The following is a 22,484-nucleotide window of genomic DNA, read 5'->3' as shown; positions in this document are numbered from 1 at the left end:
AGAAACTATTTGCATTGTAATATATTCTACAAAGTAAAACTAATGAGAATTCATACGCTTGTATTGATAGACAGGCACAAAACACCTGATTTTACTGAATATGGGCGGGGGCCATTGGTAATGAGTTTGCGCACGCCTACATATAACGCCGGAACTTCAAAAAATATCAGCAAACTACAGCAAATTGTCCTATGCTAGGAGACATTATCGTTTATATTATCTTTAACCAGATTTGTCTTTCCTGAGTGAAGGCTGTCTAACGGTTAAATGACTTCGTTCTTTGAAGTAGGATTGTCTTGCGTAGTCAACAAAGCCCCCAACAAAAACATCGCCCTATCTGGCTATTTTTAGGCGTATTTACCGCAGTTGTCTCGGTTACACTGGTGGCTGATTTTCTGGTCAGCAAGTGGCAACAGGAAGAACAGATTAACCGGGTTAGCCAGAAGCTTGGAGTGCTGCGTTCCAATCTCGAATTTGAGCTGTACACCAATATCGAACTCATCCGCGGTGCAGCTGCTTATATCTCACTAAACCCTGACATTGAACAGCCGGGGTTTAGCCGCTACATGAGCCGCTTGTTAGAACAGCGCAACAATATTATTAATATCGCCGGCGCGCGTGGTTTTGTGGTGAATTTGATTTACCCGGTAGCCGGTAACGAAAAAGCATTAGGCCTCGACTACCGGATTAACGAAGAGCAGCGAGAGTCGGCTTTTACTGCGGCCGATACCGGTTCGCCGGTACTGGATGGCCCAGTAAATCTGGTCCAGGGAGGGGTTGGCTTTATTGCTCGTTTACCGGTCATTAGTGATAACGGCGTATGGGGCATCATCTCGGTAGTGCTCGATTATCGCGGGGTGCTGAGCGACGCCGGTTTTATTGCAGAACGCGAGCTTGATCTGCTTATCACAGGGCGTGATGAGCTTGGTAATCTGGCCGATATTTACCGCAACCATGATGGCACCTCTATGGTTAACCCGGTGCAACTATCAATTCAGTTGCCTTATGGTGAATGGCAACTTTCGGCCCAGCCTGCTGAAGGCTGGATTACATTTCATTTTCACCCATTGTTCTGGGTTCTTGCGTTCATTATTAATGCGATTGCTTTTTATATCATTCAGCTCAGATACAATAACCTATTGCTGGAAGAGGAAAAGATCGAAGCGTTAACCACTTCAGAAGAAAAATTCCGGCAATTTTTCTCAGTTCATGCCGTGGTAATGCTCATAGTCGATGATAACGGCGACATCGTTGATGCTAACGATGCTGCCTTAAAATATTATGGCTATAGTGCTCAGCAGTTCGCCAATATGTCAGTTTTCGATTTACAGGCAATGGAACAAAAATCGGCTTTGTCGAGGGTCAGACAGGCTCTGTTACAGCGGTCGACCACCTTCAATGTAAAACATCGCCTGGCATCAGGCGAAGTGCGCGATGTGGAAGTCTTTAATACCCCGGTAGACAGCACCGGCCAGCGCCTGCTGTACTCACTGGTCATCGATATTACAGAACAACTGGAATATCAAAAGCGCTGGGAGCTGAGTCAGCAGGTTTTTAATCACAGCCTGGAAGGGATTGTGGTAACCGATGTTGAATATAGAATCGTCTCGGTTAACCCGGCATTTTCTGACATCACCGGTTACTCTGAGTCGGAAGTCCTTGGGCGTTCACCTTTCTTCCTGGGCGACGGCTTGATGGAGCAAGAATTTCAGGAAGCGATGTTAGAGACTCTGATTAAAACTGGTTTCTGGCGCGGCGAAGTGCTTAACCGGCGAAAAGATGGCTCGGTATTCCCTGAATTACTCAGCCTTTCAGTTGTAAAGAATGAGCAGGGTGAAATTATTAATTACCTTGGTGTTTTCTCCGATATTACTAATTTAAAGCAGTCTGAGGAGAAACTTGAACACCTCGCTCATTACGATTCTTTAACCGGCTTACCCAACCGTGTTCAGTTTCAGTTGCATCTTCAGCATGCAGTGTCACGCAGTGAACGCTCTCACCAGCAATGCGCCTTGCTTTATCTTGATCTCGACCGGTTCAAGGTAGTAAATGACAGCCTTGGTCATGTGGCCGGGGATGACCTGCTGAAAATGGTTACTGAACGTTTGCTTTCGCGGTTACGGGCGTCTGACATTCTGGCGCGTATGGGCGGCGATGAATTTGTTCTGCTGGTTGAGGAATACCAGCAACGCGAAGAACTCGAAGTGTTAGCCCGCAAACTTATTGCGGAAATGAGTCAGCCCTTTTATCTGGCAGGGGAGCAGGAGGTGAACGTAGGCTGCTCTGTGGGCATAGCCTGTTTCCCGGAAGATGCGCTCAGCAGTGAGGATTTACTGGTAAGGGCCGATGCAGCCATGTATAAAGCCAAACAAGCTGGCGGTGCCTCACTGGCATTCTTTACCCAGGATATTTTGGTGGAGGCCAGTTCCCGGTTAACCATTGCCGCAGAGCTGAAACGGGCGATACTTGAAAATGAGCTTGAGTTATACCTGCAACCTCAGCTTGACAGCGCCAGTGGCGAGGTAGTTGGCGCAGAGGCATTATTGCGCTGGAACCATCCGGTAAAAGGCTTTCTGACGCCGGCGGCGTTTATTGATGTCGCAGAACAAACCCGTGCTATCCGTTTGGTTACCGGCTGGCTGGTAAAAGAGTCCTTTAGCATCATTAAACGCTGGGAGCAGGCCGGCCGGGACTTATTCCTGTCATTCAATATTTCCGCGTTGGATTTGGCCGATAACGAGTTGTTATTGAGAATGACCGAAGAACTTGAGCAACAGCAGATTAAACCGGCGAATATAGAGCTGGAAATCGTCGAAAGTGCGATTATCGAAAATTTTCAGTCGGCCAGTGCTATTTTGTCGAAACTGCGTGAAATAGGTTTTCACGTGGCCATTGATGATTTTGGCACCGGCTATTCGTCCCTGGCGTATCTGGACAAGCTGCCCGTGGACAAACTTAAGATCGACCGCGAATTCACCTCCAAACTTGAGCTTGGCGAAGGAGCCGGGATAGTCAAATCGATTGTAGACCTGGCGTCAAACTTTGATCTGCGGGTGCTGGCCGAGGGGGTTGAAACCCTGGAACAGGAACAGTTACTCAAACAGCTCGGTTGTCAGCGTGTTCAGGGGTTCTATTACAGCAAACCCATACCGCTGGCGGAGTTTGAGCAAAAGTATCTGCTGCCTCAGGCGTAAGTATCGATATTTCGACCTACTGAGCCGGTGGTAGCTGTAGGCTGAGAGCTTGATTGCGTAGTTGGCGACGGAGCATCGCTCTGATTGCTTTCAAGGCGTTCCTGACGCGGCGCCTCATTGCGCTCTGCGGGCGTTGGTGTCGGTCGCGAGTACGCACTGTCTACGGGTGACTGTCCAATTTCCATCGTTTCCCCCTTAAAATATCAACACAGGTTAATACCAGATTATAAGATCAATTAGCCAAAATGCGACTATTCGCTCGCTTCGGTAAAGATGAAAGGCGAGAGTTGCCGATACATAAAGTCGGCGATAAGTGGCTGGCCGTCAGCATTCGGGTGAATACCGTCGCGCTGCATCAACTCTTCATTAAGAGCAATGTCCTGTAAAAAGAACGGGATCAGCGGGATAGCTTCGGCATCCGCTACCTGTTCAAAGGCGTTACTGAACATCTGATTATAACGCCGGCCATAATTGGTCGGAATTTCCATATCCTGCAGGTACACTTTGGCACCGAAGTCTTTCACCATTTGCACCATTTGCGTGAGGTTATCATGCAACTTACTTACGTTGTGACCTTGCAAGCCATCATTGCCACCTAGCTCTATTAATACGTGGGTTGGCTGATGCTGCTCAAGTAAACGGGGTAGCCTGGCCAGCCCGCCATCGGTGGTTTCGCCGCTAATCGCAGCATTTATCACATCAATCCCGCGCTGCTCGTCGTGCCAGATATTTTGTAACAAACTAACCCAACTTTGTGCTTGCAATAGTCCATAGCCGGCACTTAGGCTATCACCAAGGATAAGCAGACGGGTATCTGATGCCGCAGAACCGCTTTGCTGGCTAACCGGTTGAGAAGCAGCCGATTGGGCCAGAAGGTGATCTGAAAACAGCATAAAAGGTATTAATAATACCAGTGTTTTTATCCACTTAAGGGTGGGTCCACGACGGAATAAAGAATGACAAATCAAAACGACAATAGCTCCCATATGATTCAAACCAAAGACATCACTAAGACAGTCTCTACGAGTGAAGGTTCGCTTCAGATCCTTCAGCCTATTTCCTTTGAAGTCAAGGCCGGAGAGTCTATCGCTATTGTCGGCGCTTCAGGTTCCGGTAAATCCACGCTGCTTAGCTTGCTGGCCGGACTGGATGAAGTCAGCAGTGGCGAAATATTTCTCGATGCGGCACCGCTACACACCATGGACGAAGAGCAGCGAGCCCGTTTACGTGGCGAAAAAGTGGGCTTTATTTTCCAGAGTTTTATGCTGGTACAAAGTCTTACAGCGATTGAAAACGTGATGTTACCCGCAGAGATTGCAGGTTTGGCCGATGCCCACAAACGTGCCCAGGCCATTCTGGAGCAGGTGGGATTAAGTCATCGTGCCCATCATTATCCCAATCAGTTGTCTGGTGGTGAGCAACAGCGGGTAGCCATTGCACGGGCCTTTATCGGCCAGCCTAAAATTCTGTTTGCCGATGAGCCGACCGGTAATCTGGATGCCGCCAATAGCGTGAGAGTGGAGGATTTGTTGTTTAATCTCAACCGCGAAATCGGCACCACCCTGGTGCTGGTGACCCACGATAACGAGCTGGCCAAAAAATGTGAACGACAGTTACAAATGCAAGCTGGCGAACTAACCGAAATCACCGTATCTCCGGCGGCTGCTGAGAATAAGGATCTCGCATATGGTAGCTAATCTTGCCTGGCGGTTATTCAAGCATGAGGCCCGGCGGGGCGAACTTACCATCATACTGTTTGCGATCATACTGTCGGTAGCGGCAGTGCTGTCGTTGTCGTTATTCAGTGAGCGGCTTCAGGGCGCCCTGGTAGAGCGCTCATCACAGTTTATTGCTGCCGACAGCCAACTGCGTTCACGTAAACCCATAAGTGATGAGTGGATGCGTCAGGCGGAGGCGGAAGGGCTGGCCACCGCCGAGCAGGTCAGCACCCGCTCAATGGCTTTTGGCGAACAGAAAATGTCACTGGTTGACTTACGCGCCGTGAGCCCCCAGTACCCGCTAAAGGGTGAGATCCAGCTTGCCGACAAGCCTTTTGGCACAACAACCGCTACTGATAAATTGCCCGCAGCGGGGGAAATCTGGATCGATTCAAGACTGTTTCAGCTCCTCGATGTGGAGATTGGTGAGACGGTTTATATCGGCGACGGTGAATTTACCGTGGGCCAGGTGCTGTCAGAAATCCCAGACCAGGGCTTTAGTGTGTTCAATACCGATCCTATGGTGCTTATTGCGCTTGAAGATCTGGCACGAACCAACATCACCGGGCCCGGTAGTAGGGTTACCTATAAAGCTTATTTCACCGGTGAAGACTCGCTGATTGAAGCCTATTACGACTGGCTGAGACCGAACCTTGACGATGAATTACACCGTTGGCAACGGGTCGGGGATGACGAATCGGCCATAGGTCGTTCCATTGCCCGTGCTGAACGATACTTTTTGCTGGCTAGCCTGTTAGCCATCGTGCTGGCGGCGGTGGCCATTGCCGTGGCGGCGCAGCGTTACAGCCAGCGCCACTTCGATCCGGTCGCAATTTTTAAAACCCTCGGCGCCACTAAGCAAATGATCCGCCGGGTGTACGTACTGCAAATCCTGTTTATCACGGTACTGGGTATCATCATTGGCATTGTCGCCGGCGTGATTATTCAGCAACTGGTGGTTACGGCTCTGGCCGGACAGGTAGATGTGTCGCTGGATGTGTGGCACTGGCGGCCATTGTTTATAGCCGTACTGACTGGCTCTATCTGTGCCATCTTGTTTTCACTGTATCCGTTGTTGCGACTGTTTTCGGTGCCTCCGCTACGGGTGCTGCGCCGGGATATGGACGCTGGTTTAAGCTCTCGCGGATTGCAGTTTGGCGCCTCAGGCGGCGCCATATTCCTGCTAATGTGGGTGTACAGCCGGGATCTGGAAATCAGCGCGATATTGTTTGGCTCTGGCGTGCTGCTGGTGGTTGCCTTGTTGGGGGTAACCTTTGGCCTGATTGCCATTGGCCGACGGCTCGGACAAGGCGCAATGGGGGTCTGGCAATTAGCCTGGGCGCGAATTCGCCGGCGCGCCATGGATAACAGCGTGCAACTCATTAGCTTCTCAGTAACCATTATGTTGTTGCTGGTGGTACTGGTTATGCGCAACGATATGATAGCCCAGTGGCGGGCGCAGTTACCGGTGGATACGCCTAACTATTTCATGGCTAATATTACCGAGGCACAAAAAACACCGCTGGAGAACCACTTCGCGGAAAATCAGGTCACGGTAGATGAGTTTTATCCGGTAGTTCGTGGCCGTTTTGTGGCAGTTAACGACGAGCGGGTAAATACCGAAGTCACCAAAGAAGAGGATCCGGAGCAAAGCGAAGGACGCCGGGGGCTTGGCCGGGAAGCTAACCTGAGCTGGAGCGACAAGCTACAGCGCGAAAACACAGTTGTTCAGGGCCAATGGCATGAGAATTGGGAGCCTGCGGGGAACGATCTTACTGCAGAAGGACAGCAGGTTTATCCGGTATCAGTAGAAGAGGGTGTAGCCCAACGGCTTAATATCGCGCTGGATGATTTACTTACGTTCAACGTTGGCAGTGAGATTGTAGTAACCCGGGTTACCAGTATTCGCGAAGTGAACTGGCAAACCATGCAGCCTAATTTTTTCTTTGTGCTACACCCGGCAGCAATGCAGGAGTTTAGCGCCACCTACATTACCAGCTTCCACTTAGATGGCGCGCGTAAGGCGGATATTACTGCGTTGATGCAACCTTTCAGTTCGGTAACGTTGTTTGACGTGGATGCCAGAATTAATCAGGTCAGGGAGATTATCGATCAGGTATCACTGGCGGTTGAGTTCATCCTGGTACTGGTATTGATTGCCGGCTCACTGGTGCTGTTTGCCCAGGTGCAGGCGAGCATGGATGAGCGTCAACAGGAACTGGCTATTCTGCGTACTCTCGGCGCCAGAGGGAGCCTTATCCGCTTCAGCGTGATTAATGAGTTTTTGATTATTGGAACGGTAGCGGGACTAATGGCGGCGATGGCCAATGAAGTCAGTTTATATTTATTGCAAAGCCGTATTTTCGATATGCAGGGCTCTATGCACTTTGAATACTGGATTATTGCACCGTTGGTTGGCGCGTTGGTTGTGGGCGTGTTGGGCGGCATAGGTTGTTATCGCCTGTTACGACTCAACACAGGGCAACTATTACGTAAGATGGTGTAAAACAGGATTAGCCCGAAGCCACGGCTTCGGGCATTTGATAAGGAATCATTGGTTGTTAAGTTTTACCCAGGTCAGCCACCGTTTTGGAACCAGAACCCTATTCAGCGAGTTATCCCTTTCATTGCCCGAGTCCCGTGTTGTGCTTACCGGCGCGAATGGTTCGGGGAAAACGACGTTGTTGTTAATTGCCGCCGGCATCCTGTCCCCCAGTCAGGGCGTGGTGAGTTTTAATCAGCAAAATGTTGCCGACATTGCCCTGCGCAACCAGATTGGCATTAGCGCCAGCAAACTAAACTTACCAGGCTTTTTTACGGCAACCGACATGCTTGCCTTTCACGGACGACAGTTTAACTGCAAGCCGGATTGCCACTGGGCGGACTACCGTTGGGTGAATGCTTTTGGCTTAACTCCGTTTCTCAACACCAGGGTGGAAGACCTTTCCCTCGGCAATTACAAAAAGCTCAGCCTGATCCTGGCCCTGATGCACTCGCCTGAGTTGCTGTTACTGGATGAGCCTACCAACGGGCTCGACGACAAAACCCGCAGTGCGCTTGAAGATTGCTTCGAAACCTATGCCGGGCAGTTAATCATTGCCAGCCACGAGCCGCAGGTATTTGCCAGCAATAGTGGTGTGCGCCATTTGCATCTGGATGCCAGCGGAGTGCATGACAGGTGAATTACTGGCAGTTTCGACGCCAGCTCTACCAGCAGGCCCTGAAGCAGTGGCTGGAAAGTCTGACCCAGGTAAGTACGGGGATTGTTGCGCTGTTTCCTATGGCGCTTTATGCCTTGTTACTTTTACCTTTACTCGCTTTAGGCGTGCTGGCAGATAAAGACTCCCAGGGAGAAAGTTTCTTATATACATTGTGGGGGTATCTGTTACTGGCTTATTGCTGGATCGCCATGCAGAAAGAGGCGTTGGCGGCGGCAGATTATACCCTGTATGACCGTTCGCTACCTGTGCCAGTATGGCAACGAGGTGCTACCGAGCTGGGATTACTGCTTTATGCAGCTAACGTATTTGTTATCGGACCCTCCGCAGTACTGGTGGCCATGGTTTATGGCCATTTTGCTGAGTTAGTCGGCGGCGAGCTGTGGGTATCGGTGACACAGCTTTATCCGGTGAGTGGTTTACTGGTGCTAACGCTGTACTATTGCCAGAGTGCTATGGGGCGCGTAAAACCTTGGCTGAGCCTCGGCTTGCTGCCATTAGTTGCTATGCCCTGGGCCGCCTTAATGCATTCTCCCTGGCTTTGTTTGCTGGCACTGGCAGTAGCCATTTTGATTGAACGTACGGTCCGCTTGCCGGCCCCATCCATTGCTGGCCTGCCGCAAGGCTTCTGGCGCCTGTTTTTACAGCACGACTTAAACCAGACCAAACCCACATTGCTTCGGGCAGTGGTGGTTTTACTACTCCTCGTTATTGGCGCCGCCTTTGTAAGACAAGTAGATGTCACCGCTAAAGCGCCAGCAAGTCTGTTTCTGGCTTTTGTTCTGGGAGTGGTTGCCGCGACAAAACTTCTGGAGTTACAAAAGTTAAGAGAACGATACACATGTTATATCGCATCTCTACCAAAAGGGCGCTACCAGGTCACTTTACAGGCAATGAGTTATTGCCTGATATTTTCGCTGCCATATGTTGCACTTATTGTTCTTTTCAACCTATTTGGGTTGTTGCAATGGGCGCTTTTCACGGTAACTTATGTGACAACCCAGGCGGGGATCCTCGTGAGACCTGGTTACTATCTGGTGTTTCCTTTATTGACCGGCGTGCTGATTATAGCCATCAGCCTGCTTGTCTAACTCTCGGTCGCCGCGAACGCTTTATCAACGCTGTCGAATTTAAATTCAAAGCCTGCATCGAGTAGCTTTTGCGGAATAACCCGTTGACCGGTAAGTAACATATCTGCTGCTTCACCCATAATTACTTTTAAAGCAAATCCTGGCATAGGCATAAAGGCGGGGCGATTAAGAGCATTAGCAAAAGCGCTGACAAATGCCTTGTTGGTGACGGGCTGCGGTGCGGTTAAATTAAACGGACCACTGCACTGGGAGTGGTCCATTAAAAAGCATATGCCTTCTACCATATCGTCGAGGTGGATCCAGGACATATACTGCTCACCGCTGCCAATGGGGCCGCCAAGACCAAGCTTAAAAGGCAGCCGCATCTTTTCCAGCGCGCCGCCCTCAGCTGCGAGTACCACACCAGTGCGAAGCAGGCATACCCGGCAGTTTTGCTTAACTGTTTCGGCTATCTGTTCCCAGCGCTGGCAGACTTCATGGGTAAATTCCTGATGAGGTTCTGTATTATTTTCAGTTACCGGTTTGTCGCCTTGCCGGCCATAGTAGCCAATTGCGGAGCCCGAAATAAACGTATGCGGCGGGGTGGCTGATGCATTGATTTTGGTGACCAGCGCGGTAGTAATTTGCCAACGGCTTTGGCAAATCTGATGTTTTTGCTGACTGGTCCAGCGCTTATCTGCAATGGGTTCGCCAGCAAGGTTAATAATCACATCATAGTCATCAAAGTTTGCTATGGAGTCCAGGTTTTCTATAACTGTTACTGCAGCAGGCAGTGCAGCACGCGCTTTTGACTCTGAGCGGCTGAGTACCGTGATGTCATGTTCAGGTGCCAGTCTGGTTATCAGATGCTTGCCGATTAGCCCTGTACCGCCGGTAATAAAAATTTGCATACACGCTCCGTTACACTAATTACACCTGGCCTTTGCTTCCAGGACTACCTAATTCAGGTTAAATCTGGTAGCGTGACATTTTGCCTGCGAAACCAGTATTTTATGTCAACTCTGTCGCCAACCGCTAAAGCCTTGCTGATTTTTGCCAGCCTGATAGTCATTCTGGCCGGTATTAAAGCCGCCAGTACCATTATGGTGCCGTTCTTTTTGTCCGGCTTTATTGCTATTGCCTGTGGCCCTTTGATTCTGTGGATGTCGAAATACCGCATCCCACGTTGGCTTTCTATTACTCTGGTTATACTGTTAATTGTGGTATTTGGTTTCATGCTGGCGGGGTTAGTGGGGCAATCACTGGCAGAATTCCGCGAAAATATGCCGCAGTACCGCGAGAAGCTCTCCGGCGAATTCACCTGGGTGGTAAATCAGCTCGCGCGATTTAATATCCACGTGGATAAAGATTTGATTGTGTCATATCTCGATCCGGGGATGGCCATGTCTATGGTGACCAACTTTTTAAGCGGCATGGGCGGCGTGTTGTCTAATCTGTTTCTGATTTTATTAACCGTTATTTTTATGCTGTTTGAGGCAGAGGGCATTCCCAGACGGTTGCACATTGCGCTTTCCGATCCGCAAATGAAAATGCACCACATCGACCGCTTTATTCAGTCGGTTAACAGCTATCTGGCGATTAAAACCGTGGTGAGCCTGGTTACGGGTCTGCTTGCCGGTACCTGGTTGTATATTCTGGGCGTTGATCATTTTCTGCTTTGGGGCGTGCTGGCATTCCTGTTTAACTATATTCCCAATATCGGTTCTATTATTGCTGCGGTGCCTGCAGTATTAATGGCACTGGTTCAGTACGGTGGTGGAGAAGCCGGGCTGGTGGCGTTAGGTTTCGTAGTCATAAATACCGTGATGGGTAATGTGGTGGAACCGCGGTTTATGGGCCGTGGCTTAGGACTTTCAACGCTGGTGGTGTTTCTGTCGTTAATTTTCTGGGGTTGGTTATTGGGCAGTGTAGGCATGCTGCTATCAGTGCCACTCACCATGATTGTGAAGATTGCGCTGGAGTCACGGGAAGAAAGTCGCTGGCTGGCTATTTTACTCTCCAGCGATGGTGAAGCGGTACTCGATGAGGCAAATGGTCAGTCTGCTAACGAGGGGACGGCAAAGTAATCTTAACGCTGGCACCGCCGAGCGTCGCACGGTTAATGGTCAGCCTACCCTCGTAGGCGGTCAGTAAGTCGGTCACCACGGCCATCCCTATGCCCTGACCATCGGTGTAGGCATCGAGTCGTTGCCCGCGGTTAAGTAGTCGCTCGACTTGCTCTGCAGGGATCCCCGGGCCGTCATCATCGATGTGGAGTTCTGTCTGCCGGGATAGTTGCCTGACAGAAACCACCACCTCATTGCGAGCTGCCTTACAGGCGTTATCCATCAGGTTACCGAGAATTTCCATTAAATCGGTTTTATCACCATAAAACAGTCCCTCATCGCCGCTGGCGCTGAGTTTTAAGTTTTTGTCGCGATAGACCTTATTCAGTGCGGCGATTAATTGCTGTACCACCGGCATTACCGGTTCGCCCTGGCTCCAGACAGACGCTCCGGCAGACGCTCGTTTTAACTGGCGCTTAATTAATGTGTCAATTTGCTGCAGCGGTTCTTTAGCAGAGTCGGGCAGGGCCGCTGTACCAAGTGCTACCGCCAGGGGCGTTTTCAGGCTGTGGGCCAAATCGCCCAGACTGTTCTTATAACGCTCCCGTTGTTCAGCTTCGCCGGCCAGTAACTGGTTAATGCTCTGCTTGAGCGGGGTAAACTCCGGTGGATAATCTTCGGTTAGTCGGGTCTGGTTGCCGCCACTGGCCTGTTGTATTTCACCAATAAGTAAGCGTACCGGCTTGAGTAAGGTATTCATGCCAATTATTAGTACCACAAGCAGGCCAGCGCCCAGCGCGCCAAGGTATTGCCAGACCGAGCGCAGAAAGGCATCGCGTTCGTGCAGAAAATCGCGTCGGTCGTTAAATACATAAAAGCTGACCGGGATGTACTGGTCGCCATTATCGAACTCGGCGGTAAAGGCGTAGGCAAAATACTCACTGCCAGAGTCGTCCAGGGCATACTGAGGAACAAATACCTCGTCACCGATAGCCGGTGTTGTCATCAGTGAGTCAAAAACGGTGTAAACGCTGGAAGCGGATTGCCACACCAATTGATTATTAACGCTAATAGCACCTACATATCCAGAGTCGGGCAGGTTCAGCTGCTCATCGTAGAGCATTTGCGGCATCAGGCTCTCACCGTCCTCAAACTCAAATACCGAAATCATCGCCAGGTTCATCAGCTTCAGTTCGTTATATTTGGCCTGCAACAAACTGGAGGTATACGCTTTGGATAGCGTTAAAACGGTAACGGGTATAAAAATGCCCAGGGCGAGTATGGCAATAAGCAAACTGCGCAGCCGCAGCGACAGATTAGGCATCGATTAGCTGCCGCTGGCATCCTGGGCCAGTTCGCGGCTGATTCGGTAGCCTCTGCCTCTGAGCGTTTCGATAGGCTTGAGTGTGCCTTCGGGGTCGAGCTTGCGCCGTAAGCGACCGACAAAGACTTCAATCACATTACTGTCGAGATCGAAGTCCTGATCGTAAATATGCTCGGTGAGTTCGGTTTTGGAAATCACCTTTTGTGGATGGAGCATAAGGTACTCCATCACTTTGTATTCATAGGCAGTGAGATCCAAAGCGCGGGCATTTACGCGTATCTCTTTGGCCTGCATATCCAGTACCACCGGGCCGAACTCTATGGTTGAGCTGGCCTGGCCGGAAGCTCTGCGAATAAGGGCCTTGACCCGGGCAAGTAATTCTTCGTTATGGAAGGGCTTGGTCAGGTAATCGTCGGCGCCGGCATCCAGGCCTTCAACCTTTTCCTGCCAGCGGTCGCGGGCAGTAAGGATCAGCACGGGGGTGCTGACATCGCTGCTGCGAGCCTGACGAATAACGTCGAATCCGTCGAGTTTAGGCAGACCAATATCAATAACTGCCAGGTCGTAATTGACTTCTTTTAGCTGGAATAGCGCTTTTTCACCATCATCGGCTAAATCGATGCTAAACCCTTGTTGTTGGAACAAACTATCTAACTGCATCAGCAGACGGCTATCGTCTTCTGCGACTAATATTCTCACTAATTATCATCCTTGCGCTTGCTGGGTTTAACCTTGCCAGATCGTTTGTCCACATCGAGAGAGACAACGCGGCCTGATTTTTTAAGCATTTTTACCCGGTAGGAGCTCTTTTTAGGGTCGACTTTCAATACCCGGCCCTCAACATGACGTTTGGCCTGTTGTGCCGCCTGAGTTGAATTTTTCACGGGTTTTCCATTGTCTTGCCGGGCCATTGCGCCAGGAGCACAGAGGGTCAGCATCACAAGCAATACACCGGTAACAACGCTTTTGAACATGTCACTCCACTCGTTGGGTACTACCCAATCACTAGTTATTATCAACAGGATAACCCGGTCAGGCTGAATATTGTCTGAATTGTGCTGCGGCTCATCCCGAGCGCCAGGGCACAACTTAAAGTCGGGCTAGTGTAATTATAGTACCACCGGGGGAGAAGAGCGCAAAGCCTGTGCTTGCTTTGCGCAACAGAGGGAAGAATTAAGGTAACACTTTCTTGTAGGGTTTAACGATAACGTTCTGATAAACCCCGGCATCGATATACGGGTCGGCGTCTGCCCAGGTCTGAGCGTCTTCCAGGCTGGCAAACTCGGCAACTACCAGTGAGCCGGTGAAGCCGGCGCTGCCGGGATCTTCGCTGTCGATGGCCGGGAAAGGACCGGCTATCAGCAGACGGCCGTTATCTTTTAGTTCATTCAGGCGAGCCAGATGGGCCGGGCGAGCGGCTAAGCGCTCGGCCAGGGTATCCGGCTTATCGGTGGCACAAATCATATAATACATGGCTTACTTCCCTGTAGCGGCTTTCATTTCTGTCACAAACTCACCGAGTGCGGTCAGCATAGCCGGCACGTCATCGAGATTTTGCGCAATAATATTAACGGTTGCGGAGCCTGAAATTGCCCCGGCTGCACCGCTTTCAATGGCGTGTTTTACCTGTTCGGGGTTTGAGATCCCAAAACCGAGCAGGGGCGGCGCTGCATTGACGTTGGTGAGACGTTCTATTAATGATGCAGCTGGCATTGTGGCAGCGGTTTCTGCCCCGGTAACGCCAGCGCGGCCCAGCAAATAGGTATAGCCAGCTGATAAATCACCAATCGCTTTAAAGGTGGCGTCGGTGGCGTTTGGCGGCGCGATAAGAATTTGCTTGATGCCGTTGGCATTAGCCGTATCGATAAAGCGCTTGGCTTCACGAATAGGCACGTCAGCAATCAGAATCGAGTCCACACCGGCATCGGCGGCTTGTGCATAAAAGCCTTCCACGCCTTTGGCCAGTACCAGGTTACTGTAGAGCAATAAACCAATGGGTACATCCGGGTACTTAGCCCGAATGCGCTTGAGTAATTCAAAACACGCGGTGGGCGTAACGCCGCTCTCCAGCGCTCGGATACTGGCCTTCTGAATAGTCGGGCCGTCGGCTACCGGATCAGAAAACGGGATCCCCAGCTCTAACGCATCGGCGCCGCTTTCAATCAACTGGGTGATGATTTGCTCAGAGGTTTCCAGGTCCGGATCACCGACCATTACAAATGGTACAAACGCCCCTGCGTTTTGCTCGTTTAAACGGCCAAACATGGCTGCATATCTATCCATTGACCTGATCTCCTAAGATACTGATTACGTGACCCAGGTCTTTATCGCCCCGGCCAGACAGGTTCACCACAATGACGGTTTCTTCTTCGGCTTCATCAGCCATGTTTAAGGCGTAGGCCAGCGCGTGAGAAGACTCAAGGGCCGGGATAATACCTTCTTTACGAGCCAGTAACTGGAACGCATTGAGCGCTTCCTCGTCGGTGACCGACACATATTCAGCGCGGCCGATATCAGAAAGGTACGCATGCTGTGGGCCAACGGCCGGATAATCCAGACCGGCTGATACCGAGTAGCTTTCTTCAATCTGGCCATCCGGGTTTTGCATAATATAGGTGTAGGCGCCGTGCAGTATACCTTTAGTGCCTTTACCAATAGCGGCACCATGATCTTTGGTATGCACACCTTTACCGGCCGGCTCTACACCGACTAAGCGAACAGATGGCTCATCGATAAAGTCAGCAAACATGCCAATGGCATTGGAGCCACCGCCTACACACGCCACAACGGCATCTGGCAGACGACCTTCTTTCTCGAGGATCTGCGCACGGGTTTCTTCACCAATCATACGGTGGTATTCGCGTACGATGGTTGGGAACGGGTGAGGGCCCGCAGCCGTGCCGAGCAGGTAATGGGCTTTGTCGTAATTGGCAGACCAGTCACGCAATGCTTCGTTAACCGCGTCTTTTAAGGTGCCTGAACCAGAATCCACCGGAATCACCTCAGCGCCCATTAAACGCATTCTGAAAACGTTAGGCGACTGCCGCTCAACGTCTTTCGCGCCCATGTAAATACGTGCTTTCAGTCCCAGTAACGCACATGCCAGCGCAGTTGCTACGCCGTGCTGTCCAGCACCGGTTTCGGCGATAACTTCGGTTTTACCCATACGTTTGGTGAGTAGCGCCTGACCCAATACCTGATTGGTTTTATGCGCGCCGCCGTGAAGTAAATCTTCACGCTTTAAATACAGTTTAACGTTAGGGTTAGACACCAGATTACGGGTCAGGAACATCGATGTTGGACGCCCTGCGTAATCTTTTAAGAGTGACATAAACTCAGCATTAAATGCCGGATCGTCTTTCGCTTCCAGGAACGCTTGTTCAAGCTGATCCAGCGCGGGGATAAGCAGCTCAGGCACATACATGCCGCCGTATTCCCCAAATTTTGTATCTAATTGATTCATGAAATGTCCTGTTGAATATATCGGCCGCTTAATACTGGCGACAAATAGTAAAGAGTTCGCTGACCTGCTGTGCAGATTTGTTGCCCGGGCTGTCTTCTACCCCCGAGTTTACATCAACAATGGCAACACCGGTTGCCTGTGCCGCAGCAATATTCTGTGGATTGATACCACCTGCTATAACGAGTTTTTCGAGATCAAGCTCATTGTGGATCACTGACCAGTCAAATTGCTGGCCGGTACCACCGGTTTGTTTGCCAACCTGACAGTCCAGCAGCACCTTATCCAGTGTTTCGTCATCCAGCAACGCATGAGTCAGGTAAGGTAACTCACCGGCAACGCCTATGGCCTGCCAGATTTCGCAGCCCTCGGGCAGGTTTGCCCGTAAATGCTGACGGTACATGGTGTCTTCATCACCATGCAGCTGCACGGCTTTGAGGCCCAGCTCATTAGCGATTTCAAGTACCATCTCAAGGGGCTGATTGACAAACACACCAACATAGTTGCCAGGAGTGGCAGCGACGATATCACGTGCCTGATCAGGCGACACGCAGCGTTTGGAATGAGCAGCAAAAATTAATCCGCAATAACTGGCACCACTTTCAAAGGCATGACGTACCTGTTCCGGTTGGGTCATGCCGCAGACTTTGACCGTACCGTAAACCAGTTGTTTGACGGCCTGTGGCAGGTCCTGCTGTGCCATTAAGGCGCTGCCTACCAGGAAGCCCTGACACAGCGGCGCCAGTCGCAGCACGTCCTGATGGGTATAAATGCCGGATTCGCTGATCACCACATGTTCATGGGTTGCATCTTTTAGCATCGGGACCAGCTTTTCAGTGGTCGCCAAATCAGTAGACAGGTCGCGTAGGTCGCGGTTGTTAATACCAATAATTTTGGCTTTTAACGCAATCGCACGATGCATCTCTTCTTCATTGCTGACCTCGGTCAGGATATCCAGACCCAGTGAATCAGCCACGTCTGCAAGCTGTTGGTAGGTTTCATCATCAAGAACCGACAGCATTAATAATATGGCATCGGCATTGTAATAACGGGCCAGGTACACCTGATACTCACAAACAAAGAAATCTTTGTTGAGTACTGGCTGACTCACGCGTTCGGTCACATAGGCTAAGTATTCAAACTTGCCCTGAAAGTATTTCTCGTCTGTCAGTACCGAAATGCCTGCCGCAAAGGGGGTATAAGCCGCGAGGATTTCATCCAGATCGAACTTTTCACGGATCAACCCTTTTGAAGGGGAGGCTTTTTTACACTCTAAAATATAGCCGGCATTCGGGGCATTCAGGGCATCAAACAGGCTTTTGGTTGATGGCGTTAACCCCTGCTTTATTTGCTCAAGAGGCGTCTCGGCCATGCGTGCTTCAATTTCGACACGTTTGTCTTCAACTATTTTCTCGAGGACGTTGCTCATGCATTTTCTTCCAGTTGGCTGTGTTCAGCGACTTGTCTGATTAAATTGATGGGTGCGGCGGTCGCCATAGCATTGAGTGCCTGCTCTGCGCCATCTTTAAAGGTATTGGCGTGTCCGCTGATTTTTAACAGTGCGCCGGCATTCATTGCAATAGCTTCACGGTGTGCCTGCTCGCCTTCACCGCGTAACGCGGCTTCAATCAGCTGGCGGTTTTCAACCGGCTCACCGCCGGCAATAGCGCTGATAGGCGCATGGCTCAGGCCAAAGTCGGCAGCGGTAACCGTATAGTGGGTCGTGCTGCCATGATCAATTTCTACTACCTGAGTGGGGCCGTGTAATGATAGCTCATCCAGTCCGTCACCGTGGACAATTAACGCTTTGCGTTGTCCCATCAGTGTCAGGGTTTGCGCGTAGGTATCCAGTAGCTCCGGGGTATATACGCCATATACGCCAAACGTCGGCCCGGCCGGGTTGGCCAGCGGCCCCAGAATGTTAAACAATGTGCGGGTTTTCATCTCAGCACGCACCGGCGCCGCAAAGCGCATACCGGCGTGATAAACCGGCGCAAACAGGAAGCAGAAATTCACCTCATCCAGGCACTTGCGTGCCACTTCGGGAGTAATATCAAGCTTGATGCCGCATTCACGGAAGAAGTCAGCCGAGCCGGACTTGCTCGATACGCTGCGGTTACCGTGTTTGGCGACCTTAACACCACAACTGGCGGCTACCAGCGCCGCGGCGCTGGAAATATTGATAGTGTGATGGCCGTCACCACCGGTACCAACGATATCACCAAATTCGTAATCCGGGGTTGGAAAAGGGCGTGCATTAGACACCATGGCACTGGCTGCCCCGGCAATTTCATTGGGGGACTCGCCGTTAATCTTAAGTGCGGTCAGTAAGGTGGCGAGCTTTACTTCTGAAAGCTCACCGTGCATCACCTGATTAAACACCGAAAATGACTCGGCCTGGGTCAGGTTTTGACCGTCGAAGAGTTTTTCAATTACCTTGCTGTAGTCAGCCATGAGTTAATCCTCTTTGGTCAGGTAATGAATGCTTTGCAGCAGCAGGCGACTGCCCTCTGCCGTTAGAATGGACTCCGGATGAAACTGGAATCCAAGCATTTTATCGTCGGACTGATAGACCGCCATAACCGTAGTACCGACTTTGGCCAGTGGAGTTAAGCCATCAGGCAGCTCAAGCGCCATCAGCGAGTGGTAGCGGGCGACATGAAGCGGCTGCGGCATACCCGCAAACATGGCCTCTCCGGTATGGGTAATGGCCGATGACTTACCGTGCATAACATCTTCAGCGCGGCCAACGGTGCCGCCATAATGGGCGACTATGGCCTGATGCCCAAGACAAATCCCGAGTACCGGAAAATGGCCCTGGACCATGCTTAACAACTCTGGCATACAACCGGCTTCATGCGGTGCACCAGGCCCCGGGGATAATAGCAATAAAACCGGCCCGCTTTCAGCCTGTAATTGCATTTTTTCGAATAGCATTCTGGCGTCAACATTATTGCGGTACACCACAATATTCAATTCCATGGTACGTAGTTCATCTACCAGGTTGTAGGTAAAAGAGTCGACGTTATCTAACAGAAAAACGGTGATAGGCTGGCTCATTACACTTCTCCCTGAACGCTGACTGAGGATTTCACCGCATTGATGACGGCCTGTGCCTTGCTACGGGTTTCCTCCGCTTCTGCCTGTGGATCGGAATCATACACTACGCCAGCCCCAGCCTGTATGTAAGCGCGGCCGTTTTTAACAAACGCTGAGCGGATAACAATACAGGTATCCATATCGCCATCATTATTCAGGTAGCCCACGGCACCACCGTAGCTGCCGCGACGTTTGTGCTCGACCTTGCGAATTAACGAAGCCGCACTCACTTTGGGCGCGCCCACCAGGGTGCCCATGTTCATGCAGGCCTGATAAGCATGCAGCGCATCCAGATCGTGACGTAACTGGCCGACCACGCGTGAAACCAGGTGCATTACGTGGGAATAGCGGTCTACTTTAAGTAAATCTTTCACATAACGGGTGCCAGGCTCAGACACCTTGGCTACGTCATTACGGGCCAGGTCTACCAGCATCAGGTGTTCGGCTTTTTCTTTCTGATCTTCGCGCAGGTTAAGCTCAATGCGGCTATCCATATCATGGTCTATCTCGCCATTAGCGCGCTTGCCACGGGGGCGGGTGCCGGCAATCGGATAGATTTCAACAACATTGCTTTGGGCTGTGTATTTAAGGGCTGACTCCGGCGATGCACCAAAAATCGTAAACTCAGCATCCTGCATGTAAAACATATAAGGGCTGGGGTTTTGTTTTTTCAGAGCGGCGTAGGCGGTAAGTGGTGCGGGGCAGGGCAGAGAAAACGTTCGGGACGGCACAACCTGAAAAATATCGCCGGCCAGAATATGTTCCTTTAAGGTCAGCACGTCGTTGCAGTAGTCTTCGTCCGATTTATCCACTTGCAAGGACGTGGGCTCTGTTACGGCAACCGGCGATAAATCATGTGGCGCCAGACTTTGTAACTCGGCGCACAGTGCCTCAAGGCGCTGAGCAATAGCGAAATAACTGGTGGCCACTTCACTGCCGCTGAACACGCTGCCAAGCAACCTTGCCTGGCGGGTTTGATGGTCAAAAGTGATCAGGGTTTCTGCCAGATAGAACACAAAGTCGGCGCAGTCATTATCGCCCTCTTCTACCTCCGGCAGGTCTTCGAAGGTCGCCAGTAAATCATAGGCAAATACCCCACCTAAGAATACAGCATGCTGGTGGTCACGCAGCGGCGTGATTTGCTTAACTACCATCCGCAGTACATCGAACACGCTGGTGGATTTTAAGCGGCTGTCTTCGTCGAGGTTGGCCGTTTGGGAATGGCACTGCAGGGTAATTTCAGTCTCGCTGACAATCTGACATTTTAAGTCGGCCGGACAGTTTTCCATAAACAGCGGTAACAGTCCTTCACCGTTGGCGCTCAGCGCTTGAATAGTGACCTCCTGCCCACGGCATTCAAAGCGCAGAGCGCCATCCACCATCAGCAGGCTTTGCAGGTTATCCTTACTGTCTATCTCGGCTGATTCGAGTAGTAACGCATGGGGCTTTTCGCCACATAGCTGGGCAAATGCCGCTAAGGGATCATTGACGTAGGTTGCTGTTCTCTCGATGGTTTCCACTTTTCCCGGGACCATGCCTAATTCGGCCAAACTCATCTTTTTTCTCCGGTTAAAAATTAAAAAAAAGGCCCGTAACATTACGGGCCTTTTTTGTTTGTTCTGCGCACTAACGCTCACACCGCCCGTTATCGAAGGGAGTGCCACCACCAGATAGTTGCCATTACGGCGCTGTGTTGTGGTTGTTTAAGCATTAGTTTCCTGTCTCGTTGTTTTAATTTGATATCTTCGATAGGCATCGAAGCATTCAATCCGTATACTGTGCTATAGAAGAAAACAAAAACCCATTTGTGTCAACCATAAATTTGAAATTACATGAAAATTGACTTGCACAGTCACACCACTTTCTCGGATGGCCGCTTAACACCAGCCGAACTTATTCAACGCGCGCAAACGATGCAGGTTGATGTACTGGCTATTACCGATCACGACAGTACTTATGGCCTGGCGGATGCCCACGCTGCGGCTCAGGAGCATTACCCGACACTGAGGATTATTGACGGCGTTGAAATCTCCACGCGCTGGCACAGTTTCGAAATCCATATTGTCGGTTTAAATATCGATACCGGGCACCCGGCACTACAGGCGTTTTTGGCAGACCAACAGCAAAAACGTGAAGAACGTGCGGCTAAAATTGCCGATAAACTGGCAAAATGCGGTTTTGAAGGCACGCTGGAACGAGCGCGCCGTTATGCCGGAGTAGGCCAGATCACCCGGGCGCACTTTGCCCGTGTGCTGGTGGATAATTTCCAGGTCGCGACCTTAGAAAAAGCCTTTAAACTATATTTGGGTAAAGGAAAGCGTGCGACGGTGAAAGCCGAGTGGCCGGATATTGCTGCGGCGGTAAAGGTCATTCAGCAGGCGGGAGGCCGGGCGGTACTGGCGCATCCCATTCATTATGATATGACCACTAAATGGCTGCGCCGGCTAATCGCAGAGTTTGCTGAGGCGGGTGGCGATGCGGCAGAAGTAGTGTTTCCCGGTATGAGTGCCGAGAAGCAAGCCCTGTTGCAGTCGATCGTGGCTGAATATCAATTGCTGGCATCGGCCGGCTCTGATTTTCATTTCCCCGGACGTTGGACTGAGCTGGGGCGTTGTCAGTTAAAGACAGACACACTCACGCCGGTTTGGCATGACTGGAATTTAGCTGTGAGTCAATCCTCACTAAAGGACCCTGTATGAGTCAGTTTTTTTACGTACACCCTGATAATCCGCAGTCACGCCTGATCAAACAGGCCGCTGAGCTCATTCGCCAGGGGGAGGTGGTGGTTTATCCCACTGATTCGGGTTATGCCATTGGCTGTCAGATGGACGACAAACGTGCATTGGACCAGCTCTGTCGCATCCGGCAGATTGCTAATGAACACAATTTTTCACTGATGTGCCGGGATATGTCTGAGCTGTCGGTGTATGCCAAGGTAGATAATGTTGCTTTTCGAATGCTTAAAAATAACACTCCCGGGCCTTATACTTTTGTATTGAAAGCGACCCGCGAAGTGCCTAAGCGGTTACAGAATCCAAAGCGCCGTACCATAGGGATCCGGGTGCCGGATAACATTATTGCGCTGGCGTTGCTCGAAGAGCTTAATGAACCACTTATGTCCACCTCGTTAATTCTGCCCGGGCAATCGCTGGCAGAGTCAGACCCTGATGAAATTCGCGATAAGCTGGAAAAACAGGTAGGCCTGATTATTCATGGCGGCTATCTGGGTGAGCAGCCCACTACAGTGATTGATTTAAGTGAAGGCGAACCCGTGGTGGTACGTGAAGGCAGTGGCGATGTGACGCCGTTTTTATAACAGCATGAATCAGATCTGA

21 protein-coding genes and 1 other annotated feature are annotated in these 22,484 nt (G+C 50.9%); of the genes, 8 read left to right on the top strand and 13 right to left on the bottom strand.

Annotation, left to right across the window (positions count from 1 at the left end; translation table 11 throughout):
* Positions 1 to 296: 296 nt before the first annotated feature.
* Positions 297 to 3,194: a bifunctional diguanylate cyclase/phosphodiesterase gene (locus tag D9T21_RS15515; protein ID WP_123325829.1), complete on the top strand. Its 2,898-nt coding sequence runs from the start codon at positions 297 to 299 to the stop codon at positions 3,192 to 3,194.
* Here the strand turns inward: D9T21_RS15515 and D9T21_RS15510 are convergent.
* Both D9T21_RS15510 and D9T21_RS15505 read right to left on the bottom strand, forming a co-directional pair.
* Positions 3,185 to 3,379: a hypothetical protein gene (locus D9T21_RS15510; RefSeq protein WP_123325827.1), complete on the bottom strand. Its 195-nt coding sequence runs from the start codon at positions 3,377 to 3,379 to the stop codon at positions 3,185 to 3,187. The two genes, D9T21_RS15515 and D9T21_RS15510, sit on opposite strands and share 10 nt — an antisense overlap.
* Positions 3,380 to 3,445: 66 nt before the next feature.
* Positions 3,446 to 4,087, bottom strand: a complete 642-nt coding sequence (locus tag D9T21_RS15505) for an arylesterase (RefSeq protein ID WP_123325825.1) — start codon at positions 4,085 to 4,087, stop codon at positions 3,446 to 3,448.
* A gap of 93 nt (positions 4,088 to 4,180) precedes the next feature.
* Here D9T21_RS15505 and D9T21_RS15500 point away from each other — a divergent pair, with 93 nt between their 5' ends.
* From D9T21_RS15500 to D9T21_RS15485, 4 genes are read left to right on the top strand one after another with little or no spacing between them, the layout of a single operon-like run.
* A complete protein-coding gene (locus tag D9T21_RS15500) occupies positions 4,181 to 4,891 on the top strand; it encodes an ABC transporter ATP-binding protein (RefSeq protein ID WP_123325852.1) in 711 nt (236 codons plus the stop codon).
* Entirely contained in the window at positions 4,881 to 7,418 is a 2,538-nt protein-coding gene (locus D9T21_RS15495) for an ABC transporter permease (RefSeq protein ID WP_123325823.1), read from the top strand. The genes D9T21_RS15500 and D9T21_RS15495 overlap by 11 nt, the downstream gene beginning before the upstream one ends.
* A gap of 52 nt (positions 7,419 to 7,470) precedes the next feature.
* Complete coding sequence (locus tag D9T21_RS15490; protein ID WP_123325822.1) at positions 7,471 to 8,094, top strand: ABC transporter ATP-binding protein; 624 nt, start codon at positions 7,471 to 7,473, stop codon at positions 8,092 to 8,094.
* On the top strand, positions 8,091 to 9,221 hold the full coding sequence (locus D9T21_RS15485; protein WP_123325821.1) for a DUF6136 family protein: 1,131 nt from the start codon (positions 8,091 to 8,093) through the stop codon (positions 9,219 to 9,221). The genes D9T21_RS15490 and D9T21_RS15485 overlap by 4 nt, the downstream gene beginning before the upstream one ends.
* On the opposite strand, the gene D9T21_RS15480 is transcribed toward D9T21_RS15485, so the two are convergent.
* Positions 9,218 to 10,111 (bottom strand): TIGR01777 family oxidoreductase, encoded by an 894-nt coding sequence (locus D9T21_RS15480; RefSeq protein WP_123325820.1) that lies wholly within the window; start codon positions 10,109 to 10,111, stop codon positions 9,218 to 9,220. The two genes, D9T21_RS15485 and D9T21_RS15480, sit on opposite strands and share 4 nt — an antisense overlap.
* Before the next feature lie 102 nt (positions 10,112 to 10,213).
* Here D9T21_RS15480 and D9T21_RS15475 point away from each other — a divergent pair, with 102 nt between their 5' ends.
* Positions 10,214 to 11,287, top strand: coding sequence for an AI-2E family transporter (locus D9T21_RS15475; RefSeq protein WP_123325819.1), 1,074 nt, complete (start codon positions 10,214 to 10,216; stop codon positions 11,285 to 11,287).
* Here D9T21_RS15475 and D9T21_RS15470 read toward each other — a convergent pair.
* The 10 genes from D9T21_RS15470 to D9T21_RS15425 form a co-directional block, all read right to left on the bottom strand.
* On the bottom strand, positions 11,265 to 12,590 hold the full coding sequence (locus tag D9T21_RS15470) for an ATP-binding protein (protein ID WP_123325818.1): 1,326 nt from the start codon (positions 12,588 to 12,590) through the stop codon (positions 11,265 to 11,267). The two genes, D9T21_RS15475 and D9T21_RS15470, sit on opposite strands and share 23 nt — an antisense overlap.
* A 3-nt stretch (positions 12,591 to 12,593) precedes the next feature.
* A complete protein-coding gene (locus D9T21_RS15465; RefSeq protein ID WP_123325817.1) occupies positions 12,594 to 13,289 on the bottom strand; it encodes a response regulator transcription factor in 696 nt (231 codons plus the stop codon).
* A complete protein-coding gene (locus tag D9T21_RS15460) occupies positions 13,289 to 13,474 on the bottom strand; it encodes a PepSY domain-containing protein (RefSeq protein ID WP_377907579.1) in 186 nt (61 codons plus the stop codon). The genes D9T21_RS15465 and D9T21_RS15460 overlap by 1 nt, the downstream gene beginning before the upstream one ends.
* 289 nt (positions 13,475 to 13,763) lie before the next feature.
* Positions 13,764 to 14,063, bottom strand: coding sequence for a YciI family protein (locus D9T21_RS15455; RefSeq protein WP_123325815.1), 300 nt, complete (start codon positions 14,061 to 14,063; stop codon positions 13,764 to 13,766).
* A gap of 3 nt (positions 14,064 to 14,066) precedes the next feature.
* Entirely contained in the window at positions 14,067 to 14,873 is an 807-nt protein-coding gene (trpA, locus tag D9T21_RS15450; RefSeq protein ID WP_123325814.1) for a tryptophan synthase subunit alpha, read from the bottom strand.
* The gene (gene trpB, locus D9T21_RS15445; protein ID WP_123325813.1) at positions 14,866 to 16,053 is read right to left on the bottom strand and encodes a tryptophan synthase subunit beta; all 1,188 of its coding nucleotides are present in this window, start codon (positions 16,051 to 16,053) and stop codon (positions 14,866 to 14,868) included. Before trpB ends, trpA begins: the two co-directional genes overlap by 8 nt.
* 28 nt (positions 16,054 to 16,081) lie before the next feature.
* Entirely contained in the window at positions 16,082 to 17,479 is a 1,398-nt protein-coding gene (gene trpCF, locus D9T21_RS15440) for a bifunctional indole-3-glycerol-phosphate synthase TrpC/phosphoribosylanthranilate isomerase TrpF (protein WP_123325812.1), read from the bottom strand.
* Complete coding sequence (gene trpD / locus D9T21_RS15435; RefSeq protein ID WP_123325811.1) at positions 17,476 to 18,504, bottom strand: anthranilate phosphoribosyltransferase; 1,029 nt, start codon at positions 18,502 to 18,504, stop codon at positions 17,476 to 17,478. Before trpD ends, trpCF begins: the two co-directional genes overlap by 4 nt.
* Positions 18,505 to 18,507: 3 nt before the next feature.
* Positions 18,508 to 19,110 carry an aminodeoxychorismate/anthranilate synthase component II gene (locus D9T21_RS15430; RefSeq protein WP_123325810.1) on the bottom strand — a complete coding sequence of 201 codons (603 nt, stop codon included), beginning with the start codon at positions 19,108 to 19,110 and terminating at the stop codon, positions 18,508 to 18,510.
* The gene (locus D9T21_RS15425; RefSeq protein WP_123325809.1) at positions 19,110 to 20,705 is read right to left on the bottom strand and encodes an anthranilate synthase component 1; all 1,596 of its coding nucleotides are present in this window, start codon (positions 20,703 to 20,705) and stop codon (positions 19,110 to 19,112) included. Before D9T21_RS15425 ends, D9T21_RS15430 begins: the two co-directional genes overlap by 1 nt.
* A gap of 23 nt (positions 20,706 to 20,728) precedes the next feature.
* Positions 20,729 to 20,821 (bottom strand) — a sequence feature (Trp leader region).
* 160 nt (positions 20,822 to 20,981) lie between these two features.
* On the opposite strand from D9T21_RS15425, the gene D9T21_RS15420 reads away from it, so the two are divergent.
* Positions 20,982 to 21,848, top strand: coding sequence for a PHP domain-containing protein (locus D9T21_RS15420; protein ID WP_123325808.1), 867 nt, complete (start codon positions 20,982 to 20,984; stop codon positions 21,846 to 21,848).
* Positions 21,845 to 22,465 carry an L-threonylcarbamoyladenylate synthase gene (locus tag D9T21_RS15415; RefSeq protein WP_105934431.1) on the top strand — a complete coding sequence of 207 codons (621 nt, stop codon included), beginning with the start codon at positions 21,845 to 21,847 and terminating at the stop codon, positions 22,463 to 22,465. Before D9T21_RS15420 ends, D9T21_RS15415 begins: the two co-directional genes overlap by 4 nt.
* The last annotated feature ends 19 nt before the right edge of the window (positions 22,466 to 22,484 follow it).

The organism is Marisediminitalea oceani (genome assembly GCF_003731635.1).
Lineage (GTDB): Bacteria > Pseudomonadota > Gammaproteobacteria > Enterobacterales > Alteromonadaceae > Alteromonas > Alteromonas oceani.
This window is presented reverse-complemented; position numbering and strand designations above follow the sequence as displayed.